This window comes from Porphyromonas sp. KLE 1280 (assembly GCF_000700805.1).
Taxonomy (GTDB): domain Bacteria; phylum Bacteroidota; class Bacteroidia; order Bacteroidales; family Porphyromonadaceae; genus Porphyromonas; species Porphyromonas pasteri.
Genome location: NZ_KL362967.1, coordinates 46,164 through 64,020 on the forward strand (window position 1 = coordinate 46,164; position 17,857 = coordinate 64,020).

18 protein-coding genes are annotated in these 17,857 nt (G+C 58.3%); 3 read left to right on the forward strand and 15 right to left on the reverse strand.

The features are described 5' to 3' along the window. Positions 1 to 5 precede the first annotated feature (5 nt). The 5 genes from HMPREF1121_RS08305 to HMPREF1121_RS08325 form a co-directional block, all read right to left on the reverse strand. Entirely contained in the window at positions 6 to 590 is a 585-nt protein-coding gene (locus tag HMPREF1121_RS08305) for a nucleotide exchange factor GrpE (protein WP_044115792.1), read from the reverse strand. Positions 591 to 910: 320 nt separating this feature from the next. Next, positions 911 to 1,327 (reverse strand): hypothetical protein, encoded by a 417-nt coding sequence (locus HMPREF1121_RS08310; protein WP_044115793.1) that lies wholly within the window; start codon positions 1,325 to 1,327, stop codon positions 911 to 913. Between the two features lie 29 nt (positions 1,328 to 1,356). Beyond that, complete coding sequence (locus tag HMPREF1121_RS08315) at positions 1,357 to 2,385, reverse strand: FAD:protein FMN transferase (RefSeq protein ID WP_044115794.1); 1,029 nt, start codon at positions 2,383 to 2,385, stop codon at positions 1,357 to 1,359. 19 nt (positions 2,386 to 2,404) lie between these two features. Beyond that, positions 2,405 to 3,358, reverse strand: a complete 954-nt coding sequence (locus tag HMPREF1121_RS08320; protein ID WP_044115795.1) for a glycosyltransferase family 2 protein — start codon at positions 3,356 to 3,358, stop codon at positions 2,405 to 2,407. Positions 3,359 to 3,367: 9 nt separating this feature from the next. Then, on the reverse strand, positions 3,368 to 3,871 hold the full coding sequence (locus HMPREF1121_RS08325) for a DUF4199 domain-containing protein (protein WP_044115796.1): 504 nt from the start codon (positions 3,869 to 3,871) through the stop codon (positions 3,368 to 3,370). A 469-nt stretch (positions 3,872 to 4,340) separates the two neighbouring features. Here HMPREF1121_RS08325 and HMPREF1121_RS08330 point away from each other — a divergent pair, with 469 nt between their 5' ends. Then, positions 4,341 to 5,315, forward strand: coding sequence for an endonuclease/exonuclease/phosphatase family protein (locus tag HMPREF1121_RS08330; protein WP_044115797.1), 975 nt, complete (start codon positions 4,341 to 4,343; stop codon positions 5,313 to 5,315). A gap of 106 nt (positions 5,316 to 5,421) precedes the next feature. Here the strand turns inward: HMPREF1121_RS08330 and rpsA are convergent, their stop codons facing one another. From rpsA to holA, 10 genes are all read right to left on the reverse strand, one after another. Continuing rightward, entirely contained in the window at positions 5,422 to 7,215 is a 1,794-nt protein-coding gene (gene rpsA / locus HMPREF1121_RS08335; protein WP_044115798.1) for a 30S ribosomal protein S1, read from the reverse strand. Positions 7,216 to 7,491: 276 nt separating this feature from the next. Further along, positions 7,492 to 7,980, reverse strand: a complete 489-nt coding sequence (locus HMPREF1121_RS08340) for a hypothetical protein (RefSeq protein ID WP_052353663.1) — start codon at positions 7,978 to 7,980, stop codon at positions 7,492 to 7,494. 72 nt (positions 7,981 to 8,052) lie between these two features. Next, complete coding sequence (locus HMPREF1121_RS08345) at positions 8,053 to 8,625, reverse strand: hypothetical protein (protein WP_044115799.1); 573 nt, start codon at positions 8,623 to 8,625, stop codon at positions 8,053 to 8,055. Positions 8,626 to 9,131: 506 nt separating this feature from the next. Continuing rightward, positions 9,132 to 9,617: a ferritin gene (locus HMPREF1121_RS08350; protein ID WP_044115800.1), complete on the reverse strand. Its 486-nt coding sequence runs from the start codon at positions 9,615 to 9,617 to the stop codon at positions 9,132 to 9,134. Between the two features lie 158 nt (positions 9,618 to 9,775). Further along, positions 9,776 to 10,324, reverse strand: coding sequence for an alpha-ribazole phosphatase family protein (gene cobC, locus HMPREF1121_RS08355; RefSeq protein WP_044115801.1), 549 nt, complete (start codon positions 10,322 to 10,324; stop codon positions 9,776 to 9,778). A 53-nt stretch (positions 10,325 to 10,377) separates the two neighbouring features. Continuing rightward, complete coding sequence (locus HMPREF1121_RS08360; RefSeq protein WP_044115802.1) at positions 10,378 to 10,896, reverse strand: S4 domain-containing protein; 519 nt, start codon at positions 10,894 to 10,896, stop codon at positions 10,378 to 10,380. Positions 10,897 to 10,926: 30 nt separating this feature from the next. Then, positions 10,927 to 11,994: a glycosyltransferase family 9 protein gene (locus tag HMPREF1121_RS08365; RefSeq protein ID WP_044115803.1), complete on the reverse strand. Its 1,068-nt coding sequence runs from the start codon at positions 11,992 to 11,994 to the stop codon at positions 10,927 to 10,929. Positions 11,995 to 12,018: 24 nt separating this feature from the next. Then, positions 12,019 to 12,633 carry a DUF4254 domain-containing protein gene (locus HMPREF1121_RS08370; RefSeq protein ID WP_009433385.1) on the reverse strand — a complete coding sequence of 205 codons (615 nt, stop codon included), beginning with the start codon at positions 12,631 to 12,633 and terminating at the stop codon, positions 12,019 to 12,021. 90 nt (positions 12,634 to 12,723) lie between these two features. After that, positions 12,724 to 14,994: a helix-turn-helix domain-containing protein gene (locus HMPREF1121_RS08375; RefSeq protein WP_044115804.1), complete on the reverse strand. Its 2,271-nt coding sequence runs from the start codon at positions 14,992 to 14,994 to the stop codon at positions 12,724 to 12,726. Between the two features lie 2 nt (positions 14,995 to 14,996). Then, positions 14,997 to 16,001, reverse strand: coding sequence for a DNA polymerase III subunit delta (holA, locus tag HMPREF1121_RS08380; RefSeq protein ID WP_044115805.1), 1,005 nt, complete (start codon positions 15,999 to 16,001; stop codon positions 14,997 to 14,999). A gap of 64 nt (positions 16,002 to 16,065) precedes the next feature. Here holA and HMPREF1121_RS08385 point away from each other — a divergent pair, with 64 nt between their 5' ends. Together HMPREF1121_RS08385 and HMPREF1121_RS08390 are read left to right on the forward strand one after the other, a co-directional pair. Beyond that, entirely contained in the window at positions 16,066 to 16,518 is a 453-nt protein-coding gene (locus tag HMPREF1121_RS08385) for a type I restriction enzyme HsdR N-terminal domain-containing protein (RefSeq protein ID WP_044115844.1), read from the forward strand. Between the two features lie 34 nt (positions 16,519 to 16,552). Then, positions 16,553 to 17,815, forward strand: coding sequence for a DUF2851 family protein (locus tag HMPREF1121_RS08390; protein ID WP_044115806.1), 1,263 nt, complete (start codon positions 16,553 to 16,555; stop codon positions 17,813 to 17,815). Positions 17,816 to 17,857 lie beyond the last annotated feature (42 nt).

Consider the following 17,857-nt stretch of genomic DNA (forward strand, 5'->3'; position numbering starts at 1 on the left):
TTTCCTTACTGACCTACGACCACAGAGGAGTGGCGTAGTACCTTGTCGTGGAGCTTGTAGCCCTTCTTGACGCAGTCGATGATCTTGCCCTTGAGGCTCTCCTCGGGGGCGGGGAAGGTAGCGATGGCTTCGTGGAGCTCATCGTCGAAGCTCTCGCCCTCGGTGGGGATAGCTGTGACGCCCTGACGGCTGAGGTAGTCCACGAACTTTGAGTAGATCAGGTGCACGCCTTCCTTGAGGGCATCGAGGTCGGTGGCCTTGTCGAGGTTCTGCAGGGCGATTTCGAGGTCATCGACGACGGGCAAGAGGTCAGTGAGGGCCTTCTCGCCACCGCTACGGATGAGCTCGCTCTTCTCCTTGAGGGTGCGCTTGCGGTAGTTGTCGTACTCGGCGACCAGACGCAGGTACGTGTCCTTGAGCTTGTCGAGCTCGGCCTGAAGCTTGGCTTCGGGCGAAAGTTCCTCGGCAGGGCTCTCGGTCAATTCTTCCTCTTGAGGCTGAGCCTGCTCGTTTGTCTGACAATCTGTCTGCTCTTCTGCGGCTGTCTGCTCGTCGCGCTCCAGCTCTTGATCTTTGATTTCTTCGCTCATATTATTTATTGTTATTTGCTATATATTAGTGGCTTACACCACATGGAGGGGCGGTGTAGGCGCTATCATTATCCTCCCGATCGTGCTGTGCCGTGCGGGAGCTATTTACCTTCGTGCAAATATGATACCAATCTCTTGGCAGGTGGGGAGCCCATTCTATGCGGGCTAAGGAAGCCCCTCTCCTTCGCCCGCTCAGCCTCCTCCCTTACCCAGGCACTAACCAAAGGAAAATAAAGAGCTCGCCCGTGGACTTCACTCAAGGAGTCCACGGGCGAGCTTCTGCTTATCCCTTAGTCAGAGGGATAATCGTTATCCTACGATTACTCCCATTCATCAATTACTGAATCAAGGACATCTTTAATAGTTTCAGCTTGTCTCTCATTGATCAACTCCTGATATGAAGTAGAAGAACTTTTACTGATCCAAATAATCTCCGCACCGATCTTCTTTTCAAACTTTTCTAATTCTACTACTGAGCCTCCACTGGTTCTAGTTGCCGTAACATAAATATCGCAACTCTCCTCATTGAAGAAATCGACATTTCTCTGAAGCTGCCACTTATCATCACCATAGGTTGTTATGGCTATTTTCTTCTCCCTATAAGTAAGACGAACGCGCTGATCCCCCTTCCTTCTTGTCCCACCAAGGAGCTCTATCAAAAGGTTGAGTGTTGTCGACTTACCTTTCCCTCCAGGCCCCCAAAGGCCAATGATCACTTTCTTCTCTTTCTTTTCCATATTGAATTGTATTATTAGTGAGTAGTGAATTAGTCGGGGAGGATGAGGCGCTCAAAGCCGGGGGACATCACCGTGCGGAAGCCCGTCTTCTCATCGCCGAGGATGAGCATGTATTCGACCCCAGGGAAGTTCTGTATCAGTGCGGGGACGTCGGCTGCCGTGCGGGTCATGCAGGCGGTCGCCAGCCCATCAGCGAGCATACACGTGGGGGCGATGATCGTGGCACTCAGCACATCCGTCTGGATGGGATAGCCCGTGTGTGGGTCGATGGTGTGGGCGATCTTCTTGCCATTCACGACCTTGAAGTTGCGGTAGTTGCCCGAGGTCGCTAGCCCGCCAGCAGTACGGGGGAGTTGTACGCGCACCTGGAAGTCATTGATGACGCCCGCAGGGTCTGCGATGGGCTTGTCGACGCCGATGACCCAGTTCTCACCTCGTGAGTTGGTGCCCTCGAAGGCAATCTCCCCGCCGAGCTCGACGAGGTAGCTCGTCACGCCACGGCGCTTGAGCATGCGTGCCACGAGGTCGGAGCAGTAGCCCTTGGAGATGGAGGAGAAGTCCATCTTCATGCGGGGATCCTCCTTGATCATACGCATGCCGTCGAGGTGGACCTTGTCGAAGCCCACGAAGGTGCGGACGCTGTCGATAGCTTCGGGGGTGACGCTGTCGGTCTTCTTCTTCTCGAAGCCGAAGCCCCAGAGGTTGATGAGTGGGGCGCAGGTCACATCATAGCTCCCACCCGTGTGGCGCGAGATGACGACGGACTGCAGGAAGACCTCGCGCAGCATCGAGTCCATGAGCTGCGACTCATTGCGGTTGATCGCTGAGATGAGGCTCGTGGAGTCGAAGGGATTGAGCGAGTGGCTGAAGGCATGGAAGGTCGAGTCGACGGCCTCCGAATAGTCCTTCTGGGCATTGTACTGGATGGAGAAGGTCGTCGTGAAGACCTCCCCCGTGAGCTTGGTGTAGTCGCCTTCGCTACCGCCCCCAGACTGCTGGCACGAGCCGAAGCCGAGGAGAAGGGCAGCAGCCAGCGCTACGTGGCGTAGGTGGTGCATAGCGTGTGTGTATGTGGAGTTAGATTTCTTCGTCGATCTTGTAGTCGTTGCGGTCCTGCGACTGACGTGCCAGCAGCTCTGCGACAAAGCCCGAGAGGAAGAGCTGCGTCCCGATGACCATCGCCGTGAGTGCGATGAAGAAGTAGGGGCGGTCCGTGACGAGCGGTGCAGGCGTGCCCGTCCAGATGTGGAAGAGCTTACTGCACAGGACGACGGCTAGCGCGAGGAAGCCGATGATGAACATCAGGCTCCCGCCGAGCCCGAAGAAGTGCATGGGCTTGCGGCCGAAGGTCGAGGTGAACCACAGCGTGATGAGGTCGAGGTAGCCGTTGACAAAGCGGTTGAGGCCGAACTTACTCGTGCCATACTTACGTGCCTGATGCTGTACGACCTTCTCGCCGATGCGTGAGAAGCCCGCCACCTTCGCCATATAGGGGATGTAGCGGTGCATATCGTTGTAGATCTCGATGCTCTTGACGACCTCGGAGCGATAGGCCTTGAGCCCACAGTTGAAGTCGTGCAGGTTGTCGATGCCCGAGAGCTTGCGCGCCGTAGCGTTGAAGAGCTTGGAGGGTAGGTTCTTGCTGAGGACGGGGTCGTAGCGCTTCTGCTTCCAGCCGCTGACCAGATCGTAGCCCTCCTCCTTCACCATGTGGTAGAGGCCAGGGATCTCGTCGGGGCTGTCCTGCAGGTCAGCGTCCATCGTGATGACCACGTCGCCTTGGGTACGGGCGAAGCCGCATTGCAGACCGGGGGACTTCCCATAGTTGCGGCGGAACTTCACGCCCCGCACATGGGGGTTCTTCTCGCGAAGCTCTTGGATGATGCGCCAGGAGTCGTCCGTGCTACCATCGTTGATGAAGATGATCTCGTAGGAGAAGCCATGCTCCTCCATCACGCGTCGGATCCATGCCTCGAGCTCGGGCAGGGATTCGGCTTCGTTATATAGGGGTATTACGACAGAGATGTCCATGTATCTATCTTATTTGCGACGTAGGATGAGCCCCGTGATGAGGCCCCAGATCCCGCCCAGGATGATCGTCAGGCAATAGTCCGTCCAGAGCCACTGCCAGAGGGTGATACCCTGCATCTGCAGGATCATCTCATGCATCTGAGCGGTCGCCCCTGGCGTTGTGCGCAGGGCTTCTTCCCAAGCCGCCAGGAGCGCAGGCATCGCATAGCGGAAGTAGAAGTACTGAGGGATGAAGGCCAAGATACCGCCGAAGACGTGTAGGAGGACGACGTAGCTGAAGCCTTGGCCAGCCTTGAAGGGCCCCGTGGGGTAGAAGTAATCTCGATAAGCTCGGGCACCACGATAGGCCACGATGGGCACGATGATGACCCCGAAGAAGTAGAGAATCTGCAGGAGGGGTACCTGTAAGCTCAGTATGCGGGCGGTGTACATCACGACGAGGATGAGCCCGAAGGTCAGGCCGGCACGTGCCGCCGATGGGATGAGGGGGGAGGGATGAGGTGTTGTCGACATCAGTTATCTATTCTTGGGCGCAAAGGTACGACTATTCTCGTGGTTATCCAGACTTTAGCCCATCCCGCGCGCTTCTGTGGGGTGGGGTGAGGAGGGGCGGGAGGTACGACTTCCTCGCTCGGAGAGTTACGCCTGCTCGTACCTCGCTGGTGGCGTGAGGCAGGGCAGGGTAAAGGCACTCCGATTAGCTCGCTATATTTCAGTGACTTACTTGGGGTGTAGGGCAAACTTATATAGCTCTTCTATTTCGACCTATATAGGTCAGCGGGTGAACCACTATTGGTTCGTGTGCGAACCTATATTGGTCGTGACGTGGACCTATATAGGTCGACTCAGCGACCAATATAGGTCGTCACAGCTCCCTGCATAGCTTACCTCCACTCTCGCATCGGAGGAGCGAGGCGCAGGGCTGTCTTGGTGAATGGCGTATATTTGTATAGATACACACTGAATACATGAATCCATCAGCATGAAGCGACTATTCACCCTCGCTCTTAGCCTTGTTGCCGTCCTCGGCGTGCAGGCCCAAGAGCTTCTCGTCGGCACGTACAACGTCCGCTACCAGAATGAATCCGATGCCAAGCAGGGCAATGGCTGGAGCCAGCGCTGCCCCGTCATCTGCGAAATCCTCTCCTACGAAAGCCCCGATATCTTCGGCACACAGGAGGCGAAGGTCGGGCAGATCCACGACCTTCTGAAAGGGCTCCCCAAATATGACTACATCGGTGTCGCCCGTGATGATGGGCGTGAGGAAGGCGAGTACTCCGCCATCTTCTACCACAAGGGCCGCTTGAAGAAGATCCGCTCGGGTAACTTCTGGCTCAGCGAGACGCCCGACCGCCCCGCCCTCGGCTGGGATGCTGCCTGCATCCGTATCTGTACGTGGGGCGAATTTGAAGACCTGCGCAGCCATCAGCGTCTGTACTTCTTCAACCTCCACCTCGACCACGTCGGGCGTCGGGCGCGTATGGAGTCCGCACGCCTCGTCATGAGCCGTATCTGCAGTCTCGTGCCGGTGGGTGCCTCTCACATCCTCACGGGTGACTTCAATGTCGACCAGACCGATGAGGTCTATGGCCTACTGACCTCGACAGCCCTCCTTCGGGATTCGTATGCTATCGCCGAGCGTAAGCTGGCACCCAACGGGACGTTCAATGCCTTCGACACCGAGCTGAAGACGCCGAGCCGTATCGACCATATCTTCGTCTCACCTGACTACCGTGTCTTGCGCTATGCCGTGCGTACCGATAGCTACTGGACGGAGCGTGAGGACGCCACCGAAGAGGGGAGCAGCCAAGCCCCCGCCGAGGTGCGCCTGAAGAAGCACGTGCGTCGCGCTCCCTCCGACCACTATCCCGTCTTTGCTCGCCTGAGCTATGACAAGGTTGCTGAGTGTGGCACTGCCCATATCTCCCGCAAGCGCACTGCGCCTCAGAAGCGATAGGCCTAAGCGCCCAGCGATATAAAGAAGACGCCCCGCCTTCCACAGTGGAAGACGGGGCGTCCGTTGTTTTGCACCTACCTCATGGGTAGGCTATGCGAAGCGTCTCTTAGGAGAGCTTTTCCTTGAGGGCAGCCAGTGCATCGAGGTCACCGAGGGTAGCCTTCTCCGTAGCAGCGTTGGTAGCAGCGACGGCAGCGGCAGCATCCTGGTGGCGAGCCTGACGCTCAGCGCGCTCTGCACGCTCGCTTGCACGAGCTTCAGCCTTAGCTTCGTCTTCGAAGGTGCGGCTGTGAGAGACGATGATGCGGCGAGAATCCTTGTTGAATTCGATGACCTTGAAGGGGAGCGTTTCGCCCTTGACAGCCTGCGTTCCATCGGCCTTGACCAGGTGCTTAGGCGTAGCGAATGCTTCGATACCTTCGGGGAGAGAGATGACAGCGCCCTTCTCTACGAATTCGCGGATCGTACCTTCGTGGATCGTACCTACGCGGTAGTCAGCTTCGAAGGCGTTCCAGGGGTTCTCTTCAAGCTGCTTGTGGCCGAGAGAGAGACGACGGTTTTCCTTGTCGATTTCGAGGACGACGATCTCCAGAGGAGCACCGACTTCCGTGAACTCGTTGGGGTGCTTGATCTTCTTCGTCCAAGAGAGGTCGGAGATGTGTACAAGACCATCGATACCTTCTTCGATCTCTACGAAGACACCGAAGTTGGTGAAGTTGCGGACCTTAGCCGTGTGGCGAGAGCCGATGGGGAAGCGCTTGTCGATGTTTTCCCATGGATCTTCCTTGAGCTGCTTGAGACCGAGGCTCATCTTACGCTCTTCGCGGTCGAGCGAGAGGATGACAGCTTCGACTTCGTCGCCGACCTTCAGGAGTTCCTGAGCCGAGCGGACGTGCTGCGTCCAAGACATTTCAGAGATGTGGACGAGACCTTCTACGCCAGGAGCAACTTCGATGAATGCACCGTAGTCAGCGAGGACAACGACCTTACCCTTGATCTTGTCGCCCACCTTGAGGTTAGCGTCGAGGCTATCCCAGGGATGTGGCTGGAGCTGCTTGATACCAAGAGCGATGCGCTTCTTAGCTTCGTCGAACTCGAGGATAACGACGTTGAGCTTCTGGTCGAGGCTAACAACTTCGCTGGGGTGAGATACACGGCCCCAAGAGAGGTCGGTGATGTGGACGAGACCATCGATACCACCGAGGTCGATGAAGGCACCGTAAGAGGTGATGTTCTTGACGACCCCTTCGAGGACCTGACCCTTCTCAAGCTTGCTGATGATCTCAGCCTTCTGAGCTTCGAGTTCAGCTTCGATGAGGACCTTATGCGATACGACGACGTTCTTGAAGTCCTGGTTGATCTTGACGATCTTGAACTCCATGGTCTTGTCGACATAAGCATCGTAGTCGCGGATAGGACGGACGTCGATCTGTGAGCCGGGGAGGAAGGCCTCAATACCGAAGATATCGACGATCATACCACCCTTCGTGCGGCACTTGACGTAGCCGCGTACCACTTCGTCCTTCTCGAGGGCTTCGTTGATACGATCCCATGAGCGAGCGACGCGTGCCTGACGGTGTGAGAGGACGAGCTGTCCCTTCTTGTCTTCCTGTGATTCGATGAAGACCTCGACCTTGTCGCCTACCTGGAGCTCAGGGTTGTAGCGGAACTCAGCTGAGTTGATCGCACCTTCGCTCTTGAAGCCGATGTTGACGAGTACTTCGCGCTTACCAATCTTGGTAACCGTACCGATGACGATCTCCTGATCCTTAACGTTGTTCAGGGTGCCATCATAAGCGGCTTCCTGCTCCTGACGAGAAGCAGAGCACGCTACCTCTCCCTTCTCAAACTCATCCCAGTTGAAGTCCGCGATGGGCTTGATCTCTTTCAAATTTTCCATTTGTTAAACTTACTATGAATTACACACGAGTGCTTCTGCTGGTGCATAGCACATGACTTGTGACCCAGCAAAGTGGACATCAAGCGATGCACTACCCCCGCAAAAGTCAGCGCAAATGTACGAAAAAGTCACGTACTTATCCCCCACTGTCACTGTCTTTTTTCATGCACTCTGCGACTGCCCCTCCGAAAGCCGGCTGTATAGATGCACGCAGCCCCGCTCCCGAAGGCTCGGGAGCGGGGCTGCGCATGCCCTATTTAATAGGGAATAAGGAGGTTAGTTGGCTTCCTCGAGACGTACAGGTGCGAGGAAGTCACGCGATACGATGATCGCGGTGAAGGGGCGTATCTCAGCGGTCTTCATGTCTTCGCCACGCTGCACCTTGTAGGTGAGGACGAGGTTGCCCTCAGCGTCCTTCTTGAGGCGTACGGGGAGGATCTCCGTGGAGATCGTCGTAGCGGGGAGGACGACGGGGATGACGAACTCACGCTGCCAGTCGATCTCGGTGGGCTTGTCCGCCATAGTCGTAGCCATGCCGAGGTGACGATTTAGCTCCTCTTCGCTTGTGAGCGTCGCAGGGAGCGAGTCTTCGGCAGCGAAGTAGTTCTTCGCGATATGGTAGGGGAGGCTGTCGGGGTTGGCGACGACGCTGGTGGAGGGCTGGGCGGTGCTATCCTGCGCGGACTGCTCGCTCTGTCCACTACTGCAAGCAGTCAGGGCGGAGAGGCTTAGTGCTAAGCCAAGGAGGATCTTATTTGCTTTCATAATGATCGTGCTACTCTATATAAGCCAAACGATCAAAGGTAGCGCTTTCATATCAAGCCCTCCCTCAGCCGCCTACAGCTTGATGCCGATGCCGATGTCTCCGTAGGGCGCAAAGTACTCGCTGCCTTGGCTCCCGAGGAAGGGGCTGCTATAGCGTCCGCCGATCTCGATCTTGGTGTAGATGACATCGCCGAGGACGGACACAAGGCCGAGGCCTGCCTTTGCTCCGTAGCGATAGTGCCACGGTCCGCGGTAGAGGCGGTTGAAGACGACGCCTGCGGTACGCGTCTGCACGTCACCACCTGCCACGACATAGAGCCCGCTATTGATTTCCTCTTGGCTCTTCTCACGCCCTGTGTACCAGCGAAGCTCAATGCCCGCCGTGGGGAGAAGCATCGGGAAGGTGTACTCGAGGGGAGCACTATTCTCCTTGTCGAGGAAGCCGACGGGGTTGGTGTGGAGCTCGTAGCCGACGTGTGCGCTCGCCACCAGTCCCAGTGGTAGGGCTTGGTGGTAGGCTAAGCGGCTATGTAGGCCGAGCTCGACGACGGTGGCGGAGTGTACGCGGTCTTCATTCTGCGCAGTGGCGCGCTGGCTGACCCCGAGGCAAGCGAGGAGGATAAGAGAGCGTAATATCTTTTTCATGGCTGCAAATATAGGCGAAATAGCCTTAGTACAGAGGGACGGGTAGGCCTTCTCGCTGGGGTCCCCTACATAGGTATATGGGTACGTGGGTAAAGCTATATAGCTTTGGACTGATCCCTATACAGCTTTGTGAAGTGACCTATACTTAGGTTGTTGCTCTACGTAGGGATAAAAGTTGCGGACGAGTGGCAGATAAGTTTGGACTACGTACGTGGCTCTAATATCTACGTACGTGGTCTTTAGGATTTGCGTACGTAGTCTTTAAGACCACGTGCGTAGATAGAGAAAAACCACTACGTGAAGGCACTTTTTCTTCACGAGAAGAACACTTTTTCCTCCTCTGGATAAGAGTAATACGTGTGATAACGCGAAGGGCTTGCGTAGCCACTTCGGAGAGGCATATCGGGGAGCTTTTTGCCCCTCTGAGCGGTCGCTGTATAAAGCAGACGAGCCGCCAAGTACCCAGTGGGAGACTTGGCGGCTCGTCGTTGGGGGGGACGAAGGGATTACTGGCGTGCAGCGAGCTCCTTGTCGAGGAAGAGGATAGCGGCATCCTTAGCCATGCGAACGCGGTCGATGAGGTTCGTAGCGTTAGCTTCTTCTTCGACCTGCTCGCGGATGTACTTCCAGAAGAAGTCCTGCGAAGGCATATCCTTCTCTTCAGAAGCGATGCGCACGAGGTTTTCAATCTTCTCGGAGACGAGGCATTCGTGGTGGTAAGCCTTTTCTGCGATCTCCAGGGGAGAGTTGAACTCCGTCTCTACTGCAGCGACAGCCTTGATCTCGACCTTGCCACCGCGCGTGATGACGTAGTGCATCATATCTTCGGCGTGAGCCAGCTCCTCCTTGTACTGCATATAGTACCAGTGAGCGAAGCCGTCGAGGCCCTGCTGAGCGAAGTAAGCGGACATAGAGAGGTAGGTGTTCGCAGAGAACATCTCGAAGTTGATCTGCTCATTGATAGCAGACTGCATTCTTTCAGAGAATTTCATTGTCTTGTTTATGTAGAAGTGATAATCGTAAATAGCGGGTCTTGCGTCTTGTCTTCAGTGGGGAAGCCCCGTCGGGTATACGTGCCCACGGGATCCCTGCTTATATAACTACAAGATACAGGGCATAATTGTTCGCTCCGCGTCCTTCGTGATGTCGATTAGTCCTCGAGATGGGTGAAGTCGAGGCGTGTGACGGAGCCAAAGCCGGGGAGGGTAGTGAAGGCATCGACGAGGCGTACCTCACCGGTGATCGCACGGGCGCAGTTGATGACGCCCCCGTGGCAGAAGACGAGGATCTGTTTATAGCCCTCACGACGCTTCTCGAGGAAGAAGTCCCGCACGCGAGCATACTGCATCATCAGCGACTCACCGCCAGGGGGGACGCCCTCGATGTAGCGGGCGAAGAACTGATCCACAGGCTCGTCCTTGATGATCTCGGCCCAAGGCTGACCCTCCCAATCACCGAAGTTCATCTCCTTCAGGCGGTCGTCAAGGGTGGCGAAGCCGTAGCCACAGAAGTCGGCGAGCTTGCGGGCGCGCTGTAGGGGAGAGGAGAAGACGCCGTCGAAGCTAAGGCCTTCGAGTGCGGCGCGTGTGAGGCTGGCCTCCTCCTCGAAGGTGGGGCGTACGTCGATGTCCATATCGCCGTAGCACGTCTCATTGCCGTCAAGGACGACAGACGTGTGGCGTACAATATATACGTGCATAAAGATGTGTGGGGATAAGAGCGTGAAGAGGTGAAGCCCGCACGCCGTGCGGACTACTCTTCGTCGAAAGAGCGGCGCTTGCCACCACGGCCACGCTGCTCAGAGCGAGTGGGGCGGGCATTGCGTGCACTGCCACGGCGGCCACTATTGTGGTGGCGGAGGAGGCGTTCGTCGAAGACTTCTTCTTCGTCGCCCCAGCCTTCAGTGCGAGCCTTGTGGGCGCGCTTGTTCTCGGGGTTGTTCTTGCTCGTCTTGCGCAGAGCAGCGCTCTTCGGAGCGGAGAGGATACGCTGGCTCTCGGCGCGCTCGCTGCGGCGGTCGCGGGTACGAGGGCGCTCGCTATCCTTCTTGAGCTTGGTCTGGAGCTTCTCCTCGGCGGCATGCTCTTGGATAAGCTCCTTGACAGGGAGGTCTACTTCGTCGAAGAAGACAACATCGGTCTCCGAGACAAGGTCGGAGAGCTGGGCGCGACGCCCATTGATCTTGACGCGACCGAGGCGGATATACTCCTCGACATCACGTCGAGAGCCCAGGCCAGCGTCGCTGATCAGCTTATTGATACGTAGTTTCATTCGTGGAGAAAGGGCGGGAAAAGGGTGGCGCTATGAAGCTGCGCCTTCGCTGAGAGTGAGGACTGCCTCGAGGATACGCTCGGGGCGAAGTGCCCTTGAGCAAGCAAAGTCGGGCCCCGTGTGGCAGTGCTTATTGTCCCCAAAGATACTACATGGACGGCGAGGAGCATCCTCGGGCTGTAGACAATCCTCCAGGCGCTGGCCGATACCGAGGAATCCAGCTGCGGGATGCGTGCAGCACCAGACGGAGAAGACACGCGTGCCGACCATAGACGCCAGGTGCATATTTGCGCTGTCCATCGAGATCATAGCGTCCATCGAAGCGATGAGGATGAGCTCGTCCGAGAGGTCAAGCTTCCCAGCGACGGAGTGGATGTGCGTGCGGTCGGCTGCCCACTGCTCTATCTGAGCTTGCTCCTTGCCACGGCTTCCGAAGAGGAAGATCTCGAAGCGCTCGCTCTCCTCGATGAGGCGGAGCGCCTCCTGCATCAGAGCGGGGTCGTAGGTCTTCGCCCGTGTCGAGGCGAAGGGAGCTATGCCGAGACGCAGGCGTCCTGGCACAGACTGAGTCAGCTCGGGGTGGAGCCGCTCGAAGGTCGCACGGAGGGTGGGGTGTATGGCCACTGGAGGGATGGCCTCGGGGACACTCAGCCCCGCCGAGCGGAAGACCTGCTGATAGAGGCTCCACATCGGCGGCAGCGGCGTGAGATCCTTCGTCGCGCTGTCGGCGACGAGGCGGCGTCGCCCCTCACGGGGCTTGATGAGGTGCTGCGTGGGTACGCCCGTCAGTCGGAGGATCGAGCGGAGTACCTTGCTGCGCAGTACGTCGTGCAGGTCCAGTACCGCATCGAAGTGCTCATGCCTGAGGCGCCGAGCATAGCGCAGCAGTCCGAGGAAGCTGCGCTCCTCGCCACGACGGATGTCGATAGCCATCCCCTCGACATTGTCGGGGGCATCGAGGAGGAGCTCCGTGAAGAACGGCTGGGTGAGCAGGATGAACTCATGCTGCTCGTTGGCACGTGCTACGGCGTAGAGCAGGGGGATGAGCATCGCCACGTCGCCCATGGCGGAGAGGCGGATGATGAGGTAGCGGGCCACAGATAGCGAGTAGGAGTGGTGAGACTACAAGGTCTGACCCTTGAGCATGGGGTTGAGCTCGGGGTCGTTGTACATCTTCATCTGCTTGTAGACCTTCATGTACTTACGGCCAGCGGCGATGTCCTCGAGGAGCTCGTTGATAGCCGTCGTGAGGTCGACCTCTTGCTCGCGCAGGGTGCGGAGCTTGGAAGCGCACTTCTCACGGAGTGCTTCGTCGGAGCCAGCCTGCTGGACGGCCTTGTTCATATTGTAGATCTTCAGCGCGAGGATGGAGAGACGGTCGATAGCCCAAGCGGGGCTCTCGGTGTTGATCTTGGCATCGGGGAGGGGCTTCACATCTGCAAAGTGGGTATAGAAGAAGCTGTCGATGAGCTCCACGAGGTCGGTGCGCTCTTGGTTGCTGCGGTCGATACGGCGCTTGATCTTCAGCGCTTCGACGGGGTCGATCTCGGGGTCACGGATGATGTCCTCGAGGCACCACTGGGCGTTGTCGATCCAGTTCTTGCGGAAGAGGTCATGCTCGATCGTGTGCTCGGGGTAGGGATTGCCTGTGCAGGGTGTGTCCACGCTGCCTCGTAGCTCGTAGGCTTGGATAGCTTCCTGGAAGATGCGGATGGCTAATTGGCTGAACTGCTTCATATCTTATCTGAGCGCCTTATTAGTGTCAGGTGTAGCGCCTATCAAAGATAATGAAAAAGGTGTATTGTCCTAATGGACTCCGACTTACCTCTATCGGCGGGGCCGATACAGTCGGAAGGCGGTGAGGTAGAGGCGCAGTTCGTAGTAGTCGAGACGTCCCTTGAGGGCTTCGTGGATGTACTTCAGCCCCGCCTCATCACCCATCTTGGCGAAGAGCGGTGCGAGCTCATCGAGCTGACGGCTGTCGATCCCTGCTTCTTGCTCCGTGAGGAGTCCCTTCTCGAGAAGCTGCGTGATATGCCCGTAGATCGTGCCGACGCTGAGCTTACGGATGCTTGCTACCTCGAGTACGGTCTTCCCTTCGCGGATGAGGTGGCACGTCTGCTCCTGCGTACTCACACGGGGCTCTCGCTCGGCGGTCTTCTTCTTGCTCTTGGTCTTGGGGGAAGGCGTGCCGCTGTCGGGTACGATGTAGGGCGTCTTGACCTCGGCCTTTGCTGCCTGGAGCCACTTGCCGAGGCGCTCGTCTATCTGGAGATCGTCGCGATGGAGCGGCTCGCCCGTAGCGAGCGCCTGTGTACAGCTCTCGATGCGTATGAGGCCGCGCATCAGGCGTACGGTCTCAGCGTAGAGGAGGTCAAGCTCGGCGATGAACTCCTTCACCTTCTTCATACCACGGGCATCACGCTGGGTCTCGAGCAGGCTCACGAAGACCTCTGTCCAGCGGGGGAGGAAGTAGGCGAAGGCCTTACGGGTGCGCTCAGCGATGGCGGGTAGGGCAGATTCCCCTTCGGCGAAGAGGCTGTGGAGCTGCTGGACGAAGCGGTCGGCTACTTGACGGAGCTCGTCGACCTTGAAAGCCTGCTCATGCGCCCAGTCCCCGAAGCGGCTCTTCTGGCTACGCTCGCTCTCCATGCGGTAGCTGTAGGCGTGCTGGCGGTAGAGGTCGGTGACGTCGCTCCAGCTGAAGGCTTGGACAGCCTGCTGGAGCCAATAGTTGAGCTTATCGGCGGTGAGGCACTGACGTAGCTCCTCGTCGCTGGCTCGGGTGGCTTCATAGCCTGTGATCTCGGGCGGTACGGAGAGCGTGTCGGAGCCTAAGGGCGAGAGGAGGACAAGGCCTTCGGGGCTTCTCAGACGGGAGAGTGCTACATAGGCTTGCCCCGAAGCAAAGACGGCCTCAAGGTCGATGGCAGCACGGTCGAAGGTCAGTCCCTGACTCTTATGTATCGTGATCGCCCACGCCAGGCGGATAGGGAAGTGCTTGAAGACGCCCTGGATGTCGGGCTCGGTGTCGCCCGTGTCCTCGTTGAGACGGTAGCGAGCATTCTCCCAGCTGTAGGCGGGTACGTCGAGGAGTTCGCCATTCTCCAGCCGCACGATGAGCTTCTTCTCGGTCATCTCCTCGACGGTAGCGAGCATACCATTGTAGAAGCGGCGGGGCTGCTGGAGGTCGTTCTTGATGAGCATGACACGCGCGCCGACCTTCAGTCGGAGCATAGGCTCGATGGGGTAGAGGTGGTCGGGGAAGTCCCCTGCGATGCTGGCGTGATAGTCTTGATATGCGCCAGGGAGGGCCTCGAGAGCCTTGCGGTTGATCTCGTCAGCACGGGCGTTGTGCGTCGTCAGCGTCACGTAGCCCTCGCTCTTGATGGGGTCGAAGGCGGGGTTGATACGTCCACGGAGCCACTGCATATCCTCGGGGGTGAGGGCGCTGTAGCGCAGGTGGTTCAGGAGGTCGATGAAGCCGGCATCCTGCTGGCGGTAGACGTGCGTGAGCTCGATATAGAGCGGGGGATACTTCTGCAGGACGTGTGCGTGGAAGAAGAAGAGGCTGGGGTAGTACTGGCGCAGTACGTCCCACTCCTGCGGCTTGACCACGGGCGGGAGCTGCATCAGGTCACCGATGAAGAGCACCTGCACACCGCCGAAGGGTAGCGGGCTTCTACGGACGCTACGCAGGAGGAGGTCGATGAGGTCGAGCGTGTCGGCACGGAGCATACTCACCTCGTCGATGACCAGCAGCTCGAGGGCTCGGAGGAGGCGGATCTTACGCTCCTGCAGATGGATGTGTCGGCGGAAGTCCCGTGGCGTGACCAGTAGCTGGTTGGGCGTCGATGGAAGCTGAGCCATGGAGTCGGGGATGAAGGCGCCGATAGGGAGCTGTAGGAGGGAGTGGAGGGTCGTACCGCCTGCATTGAGGGCGGCGATACCCGTGGGAGCGGCGATGACGCAGCTCTTGTAGGTGTGCTCCTTGATATAATGTAGTAGGGTTGTCTTCCCTGTGCCGGCCTTCCCCGTGAGGAAGATGTTGCGGTTGGTATGGGCGATGAAGGCCTGAAGGTACTCTTTGCGCTGCATGCTTAGGCGGCCAAGATACGTGACACGAGCTCAGAGTAGAGCTGGCTCGTAGGGATGTTGGCATCTACCCCCTTCGAGTAAGCGTCGATGAGGCGTATCTGGTGGATGATGGCGAAGGTCTGTGCGGCCGAGTAGCCTCGACGTGCCAGGTCGTAGTCGCGGGCGACGAAGGGCTGCACCCCGAGGAGGGAGGCGATGCTCCGCTCGTTGGGCTGGGCGATGTAGTAGACCGCCATAAGGTTCGAGAAGAAGCCGAAGAGCGTGGAGAGCGTCATCTGGATGGGATGGTTGCGCTCGTCGGAGGCGAAGTATAAGGCGATGCGGTAGGCGCGCGCTGCGTCACGGCGGATGAGCGCTGTGAGTAGCTCGAAGTTGTTGTACTCCTTGCTCACGCCGATGTAGTATTCGATGACCTCGGGGGTGACGGTGCGGGTGCCCTTCTCGGAGAGAGCAAGGGCGATCTTCTCGACTTCGTTGAGGATCTTCTCCAGATCATTCCCCGTACTGTCGGCCATCAGATGGGCCGTGCGTGGGTCGATATCGAGCTGGCGTGCGGCGAAGCTCTTGATGATGAAGTCGGGGATCTTCGAGTCGTACATCTTCGTGGACTCGAAGACGCCACCTCGCTCGCTGATGGCCTTGTAGAGCGCCTTGCGCTTGTCGGCCTTCTTCTTGTAGCAGAGGATGAGGCACGTACTCTCGGGGAGCTCATCGAGGTGGGCGGCGAGGGTGTCGAGGTCGCGCACCTGCTGGGCTTCGCGCACCAAGACGAGGACCTGCGAGCCCATCATCGGGAAGCGCAGGGCTTCGAGGAGTATCGTGCGGGCATTGACCTCGGCACCGTAGAGGATGCTCTGATTGAAGTCCTGCTCCTCGGCGGGGATCAGTTCCTTGGCCGCAAAGGAGGCTATCTGGTCGATGAAGAGGGGTTCGTCGCCAGCGAGCAGGTAGACTCGCTGGGGTTTGCGTTGCTTGAGCGAACGGATGATCTCGTCGTACGTGGGCATCTATACTATATTTATGTACTTTCGTGGGTATGAGCCCAATGAAGTACTCTCTACAAAGATAAGCATGATCGAGCTAAACCTGCCGAAGTGTCGCCTGCGTCTGGAGCAGCGTGAGGGCAAGCCCTACGTGTATGATGAGCTGCGGCGTAAGTTCGTCCGCCTCACGCCCGAGGAGTGGGTGCGCCAGCACTTCGTCCACTATCTTATCGATGTCTTAGGCTATCCCCAGCCCTTGATGCAGAATGAAGTGGCCCTGCGCCTCGGTGAGACCTCGAAGCGATGCGACACCCTCCTCTACGACAAGGCGCTCCGCCCGCAGATGATCCTCGAGTATAAGGCCCCCCACGTCGCACTGACAGAGACCGTGCTGCAGCAGATCGTCCGCTACAACTATGTCCTGCGCGTGCCGTACCTCGCCCTGAGCAACGGCCTCGACCATCTCGTCTGCCGTATCGACTACGACACGATGAGCTATATCTTCCTCTCCGAATTCCCCTCCTATGATAGCTTAGAGTGACGGAGCTTCCCCTACCGCCTAATACCGACACACCATGGAAGCCTTCCTACATTATATATGGGCACACCGCCGCTATACGGAGCTGATCCCGCAGGGTGCTCTGGCAGGTGCCCGCATTGAGGTTCTTGACCCTGGGGTACTCAATGTGCATGCTGGCCCCGACTTCTTCGCCGCCAAGGTGCGGATCGATGACCTCCTTTGGGTGGGGGCGGTGGAGATCCACCACGCCTCGAGCGAGTGGCACCAGCATCATCACGATACCGATCCCTCCTACCGATCCGTCATCCTCCACGTCGTCGAGCAGGACAATCGCCCTGTCATCTTCCCCTCGGGAGAGGTGCTACCTACCTGCCTTCTGATGGTGCCCGAAGAGCTTCGTCCCGAGGCAGCTGCCCTCCTCTCCGCAGAGGTAAAGCTTCCCTGCGCAGACCACCTCGCCTCCGTCCCCGAAGAAGAGCGTCGTATGTGGCTCTCCTGTCTCTCGCGTAGCCGCCTCTTCCGCAAGGTCACGGCCGTGCGTCAGCTCCTTGAGCGGAGCGAAGGCGACTGGGCGCAGACCCTCTATGCGCTCTTCCTCCGTGCGCTGGGCTTCGGGCTCAATGGCGATGCGATGGAGCGCTTGGCCTTCGCCCTGCCCCTGCATCTCCTCCTCAAGCACCGCGACCAGCTCCCTCAGGTCGAGGCACTCCTCCTCGGCTCAGCAGGCCTCCTCGACTACCTTCCCGACGAAGCGCTCCGTGAGGAGCGGCAGCGAGAATATGCCTTCCTCGCCCATAAGTATGGCTTGACACCTCTTCCGCAAGGTACTTTTCGTCGGGCGCGAACTCGCCCCACGGGCCTCCCCGAGTATCGCCTCCTCCAGCTCGCCACACTCATCGTGCATGCTCCGCTCTGGGGGAGTGTCTTCCCCGAGATGCCGAGCATGGGGGCGCTGATGACCCTCTTGCGCCACCCCCTCCCTGCACACTACTGCGGTGGAAAGTGGCGAGGGAACGGGATGCTCTCCGAGGAAGCCGTAGCACATATCGCTATCAACGTCCTTGTACCCTATCGTGAGGCCTGGCGTGCCCACTACCAGCGGGTAGGAGAGCAGGTGGGCGAAGAGCTGTGCCTCGACAAGCTCCCTGCGGAGGCGAACCACGTGACCCGCCTCTTCACCGAAGCCGGTCTCACCGCACGCTCCGCTCTGGAGTCGCAGGCCCTCCTCCAGCTCCACGCCGACTACTGCACCCCACGAAGGTGCCATCGCTGCCCGTTCTCCATCTCCCTGTCTTCTTGCTCGAGTGCCATCCGCTAAGGCGCTGGGATTCAGCCTTTCCTATTGATCTTACTTCCCTTC

Excerpts from the sequence above, each read along its gene's own strand:
- HMPREF1121_RS08305 (WP_044115792.1), bottom strand. The coding sequence starts at position 590 with ATGAGCGAAGAAATCAAAGATCAAGAGCTGGAGCGCGACGAGCAGACA.
- HMPREF1121_RS08310 (WP_044115793.1), bottom strand. The coding sequence starts at position 1,327 with ATGGAAAAGAAAGAGAAGAAAGTGATCATTGGCCTTTGGGGGCCTGGA.
- cobC (WP_044115801.1), bottom strand. The coding sequence starts at position 10,324 with ATGCACGTATATATTGTACGCCACACGTCTGTCGTCCTTGACGGCAAT.
- HMPREF1121_RS08370 (WP_009433385.1), bottom strand. The coding sequence starts at position 12,633 with ATGAAGCAGTTCAGCCAATTAGCCATCCGCATCTTCCAGGAAGCTATC.
- HMPREF1121_RS08320 (WP_044115795.1), bottom strand. The coding sequence starts at position 3,358 with ATGGACATCTCTGTCGTAATACCCCTATATAACGAAGCCGAATCCCTG.
- HMPREF1121_RS08390 (WP_044115806.1), top strand. The coding sequence starts at position 16,553 with ATGGAAGCCTTCCTACATTATATATGGGCACACCGCCGCTATACGGAG.
- rpsA (WP_044115798.1), bottom strand. The coding sequence starts at position 7,215 with ATGGAAAATTTGAAAGAGATCAAGCCCATCGCGGACTTCAACTGGGAT.
- HMPREF1121_RS08340 (WP_052353663.1), bottom strand. The coding sequence starts at position 7,980 with ATGAAAGCAAATAAGATCCTCCTTGGCTTAGCACTAAGCCTCTCCGCC.
- HMPREF1121_RS08360 (WP_044115802.1), bottom strand. The coding sequence starts at position 10,896 with ATGAAACTACGTATCAATAAGCTGATCAGCGACGCTGGCCTGGGCTCT.
- holA (WP_044115805.1), bottom strand. The coding sequence starts at position 16,001 with ATGCCCACGTACGACGAGATCATCCGTTCGCTCAAGCAACGCAAACCC.
- HMPREF1121_RS08375 (WP_044115804.1), bottom strand. The coding sequence starts at position 14,994 with ATGCAGCGCAAAGAGTACCTTCAGGCCTTCATCGCCCATACCAACCGC.
- HMPREF1121_RS08315 (WP_044115794.1), bottom strand. The coding sequence starts at position 2,385 with ATGCACCACCTACGCCACGTAGCGCTGGCTGCTGCCCTTCTCCTCGGC.
- HMPREF1121_RS08385 (WP_044115844.1), top strand. The coding sequence starts at position 16,066 with ATGATCGAGCTAAACCTGCCGAAGTGTCGCCTGCGTCTGGAGCAGCGT.
- HMPREF1121_RS08350 (WP_044115800.1), bottom strand. The coding sequence starts at position 9,617 with ATGAAATTCTCTGAAAGAATGCAGTCTGCTATCAATGAGCAGATCAAC.
- HMPREF1121_RS08325 (WP_044115796.1), bottom strand. The coding sequence starts at position 3,871 with ATGTCGACAACACCTCATCCCTCCCCCCTCATCCCATCGGCGGCACGT.
- HMPREF1121_RS08345 (WP_044115799.1), bottom strand. The coding sequence starts at position 8,625 with ATGAAAAAGATATTACGCTCTCTTATCCTCCTCGCTTGCCTCGGGGTC.
- HMPREF1121_RS08330 (WP_044115797.1), top strand. The coding sequence starts at position 4,341 with ATGAAGCGACTATTCACCCTCGCTCTTAGCCTTGTTGCCGTCCTCGGC.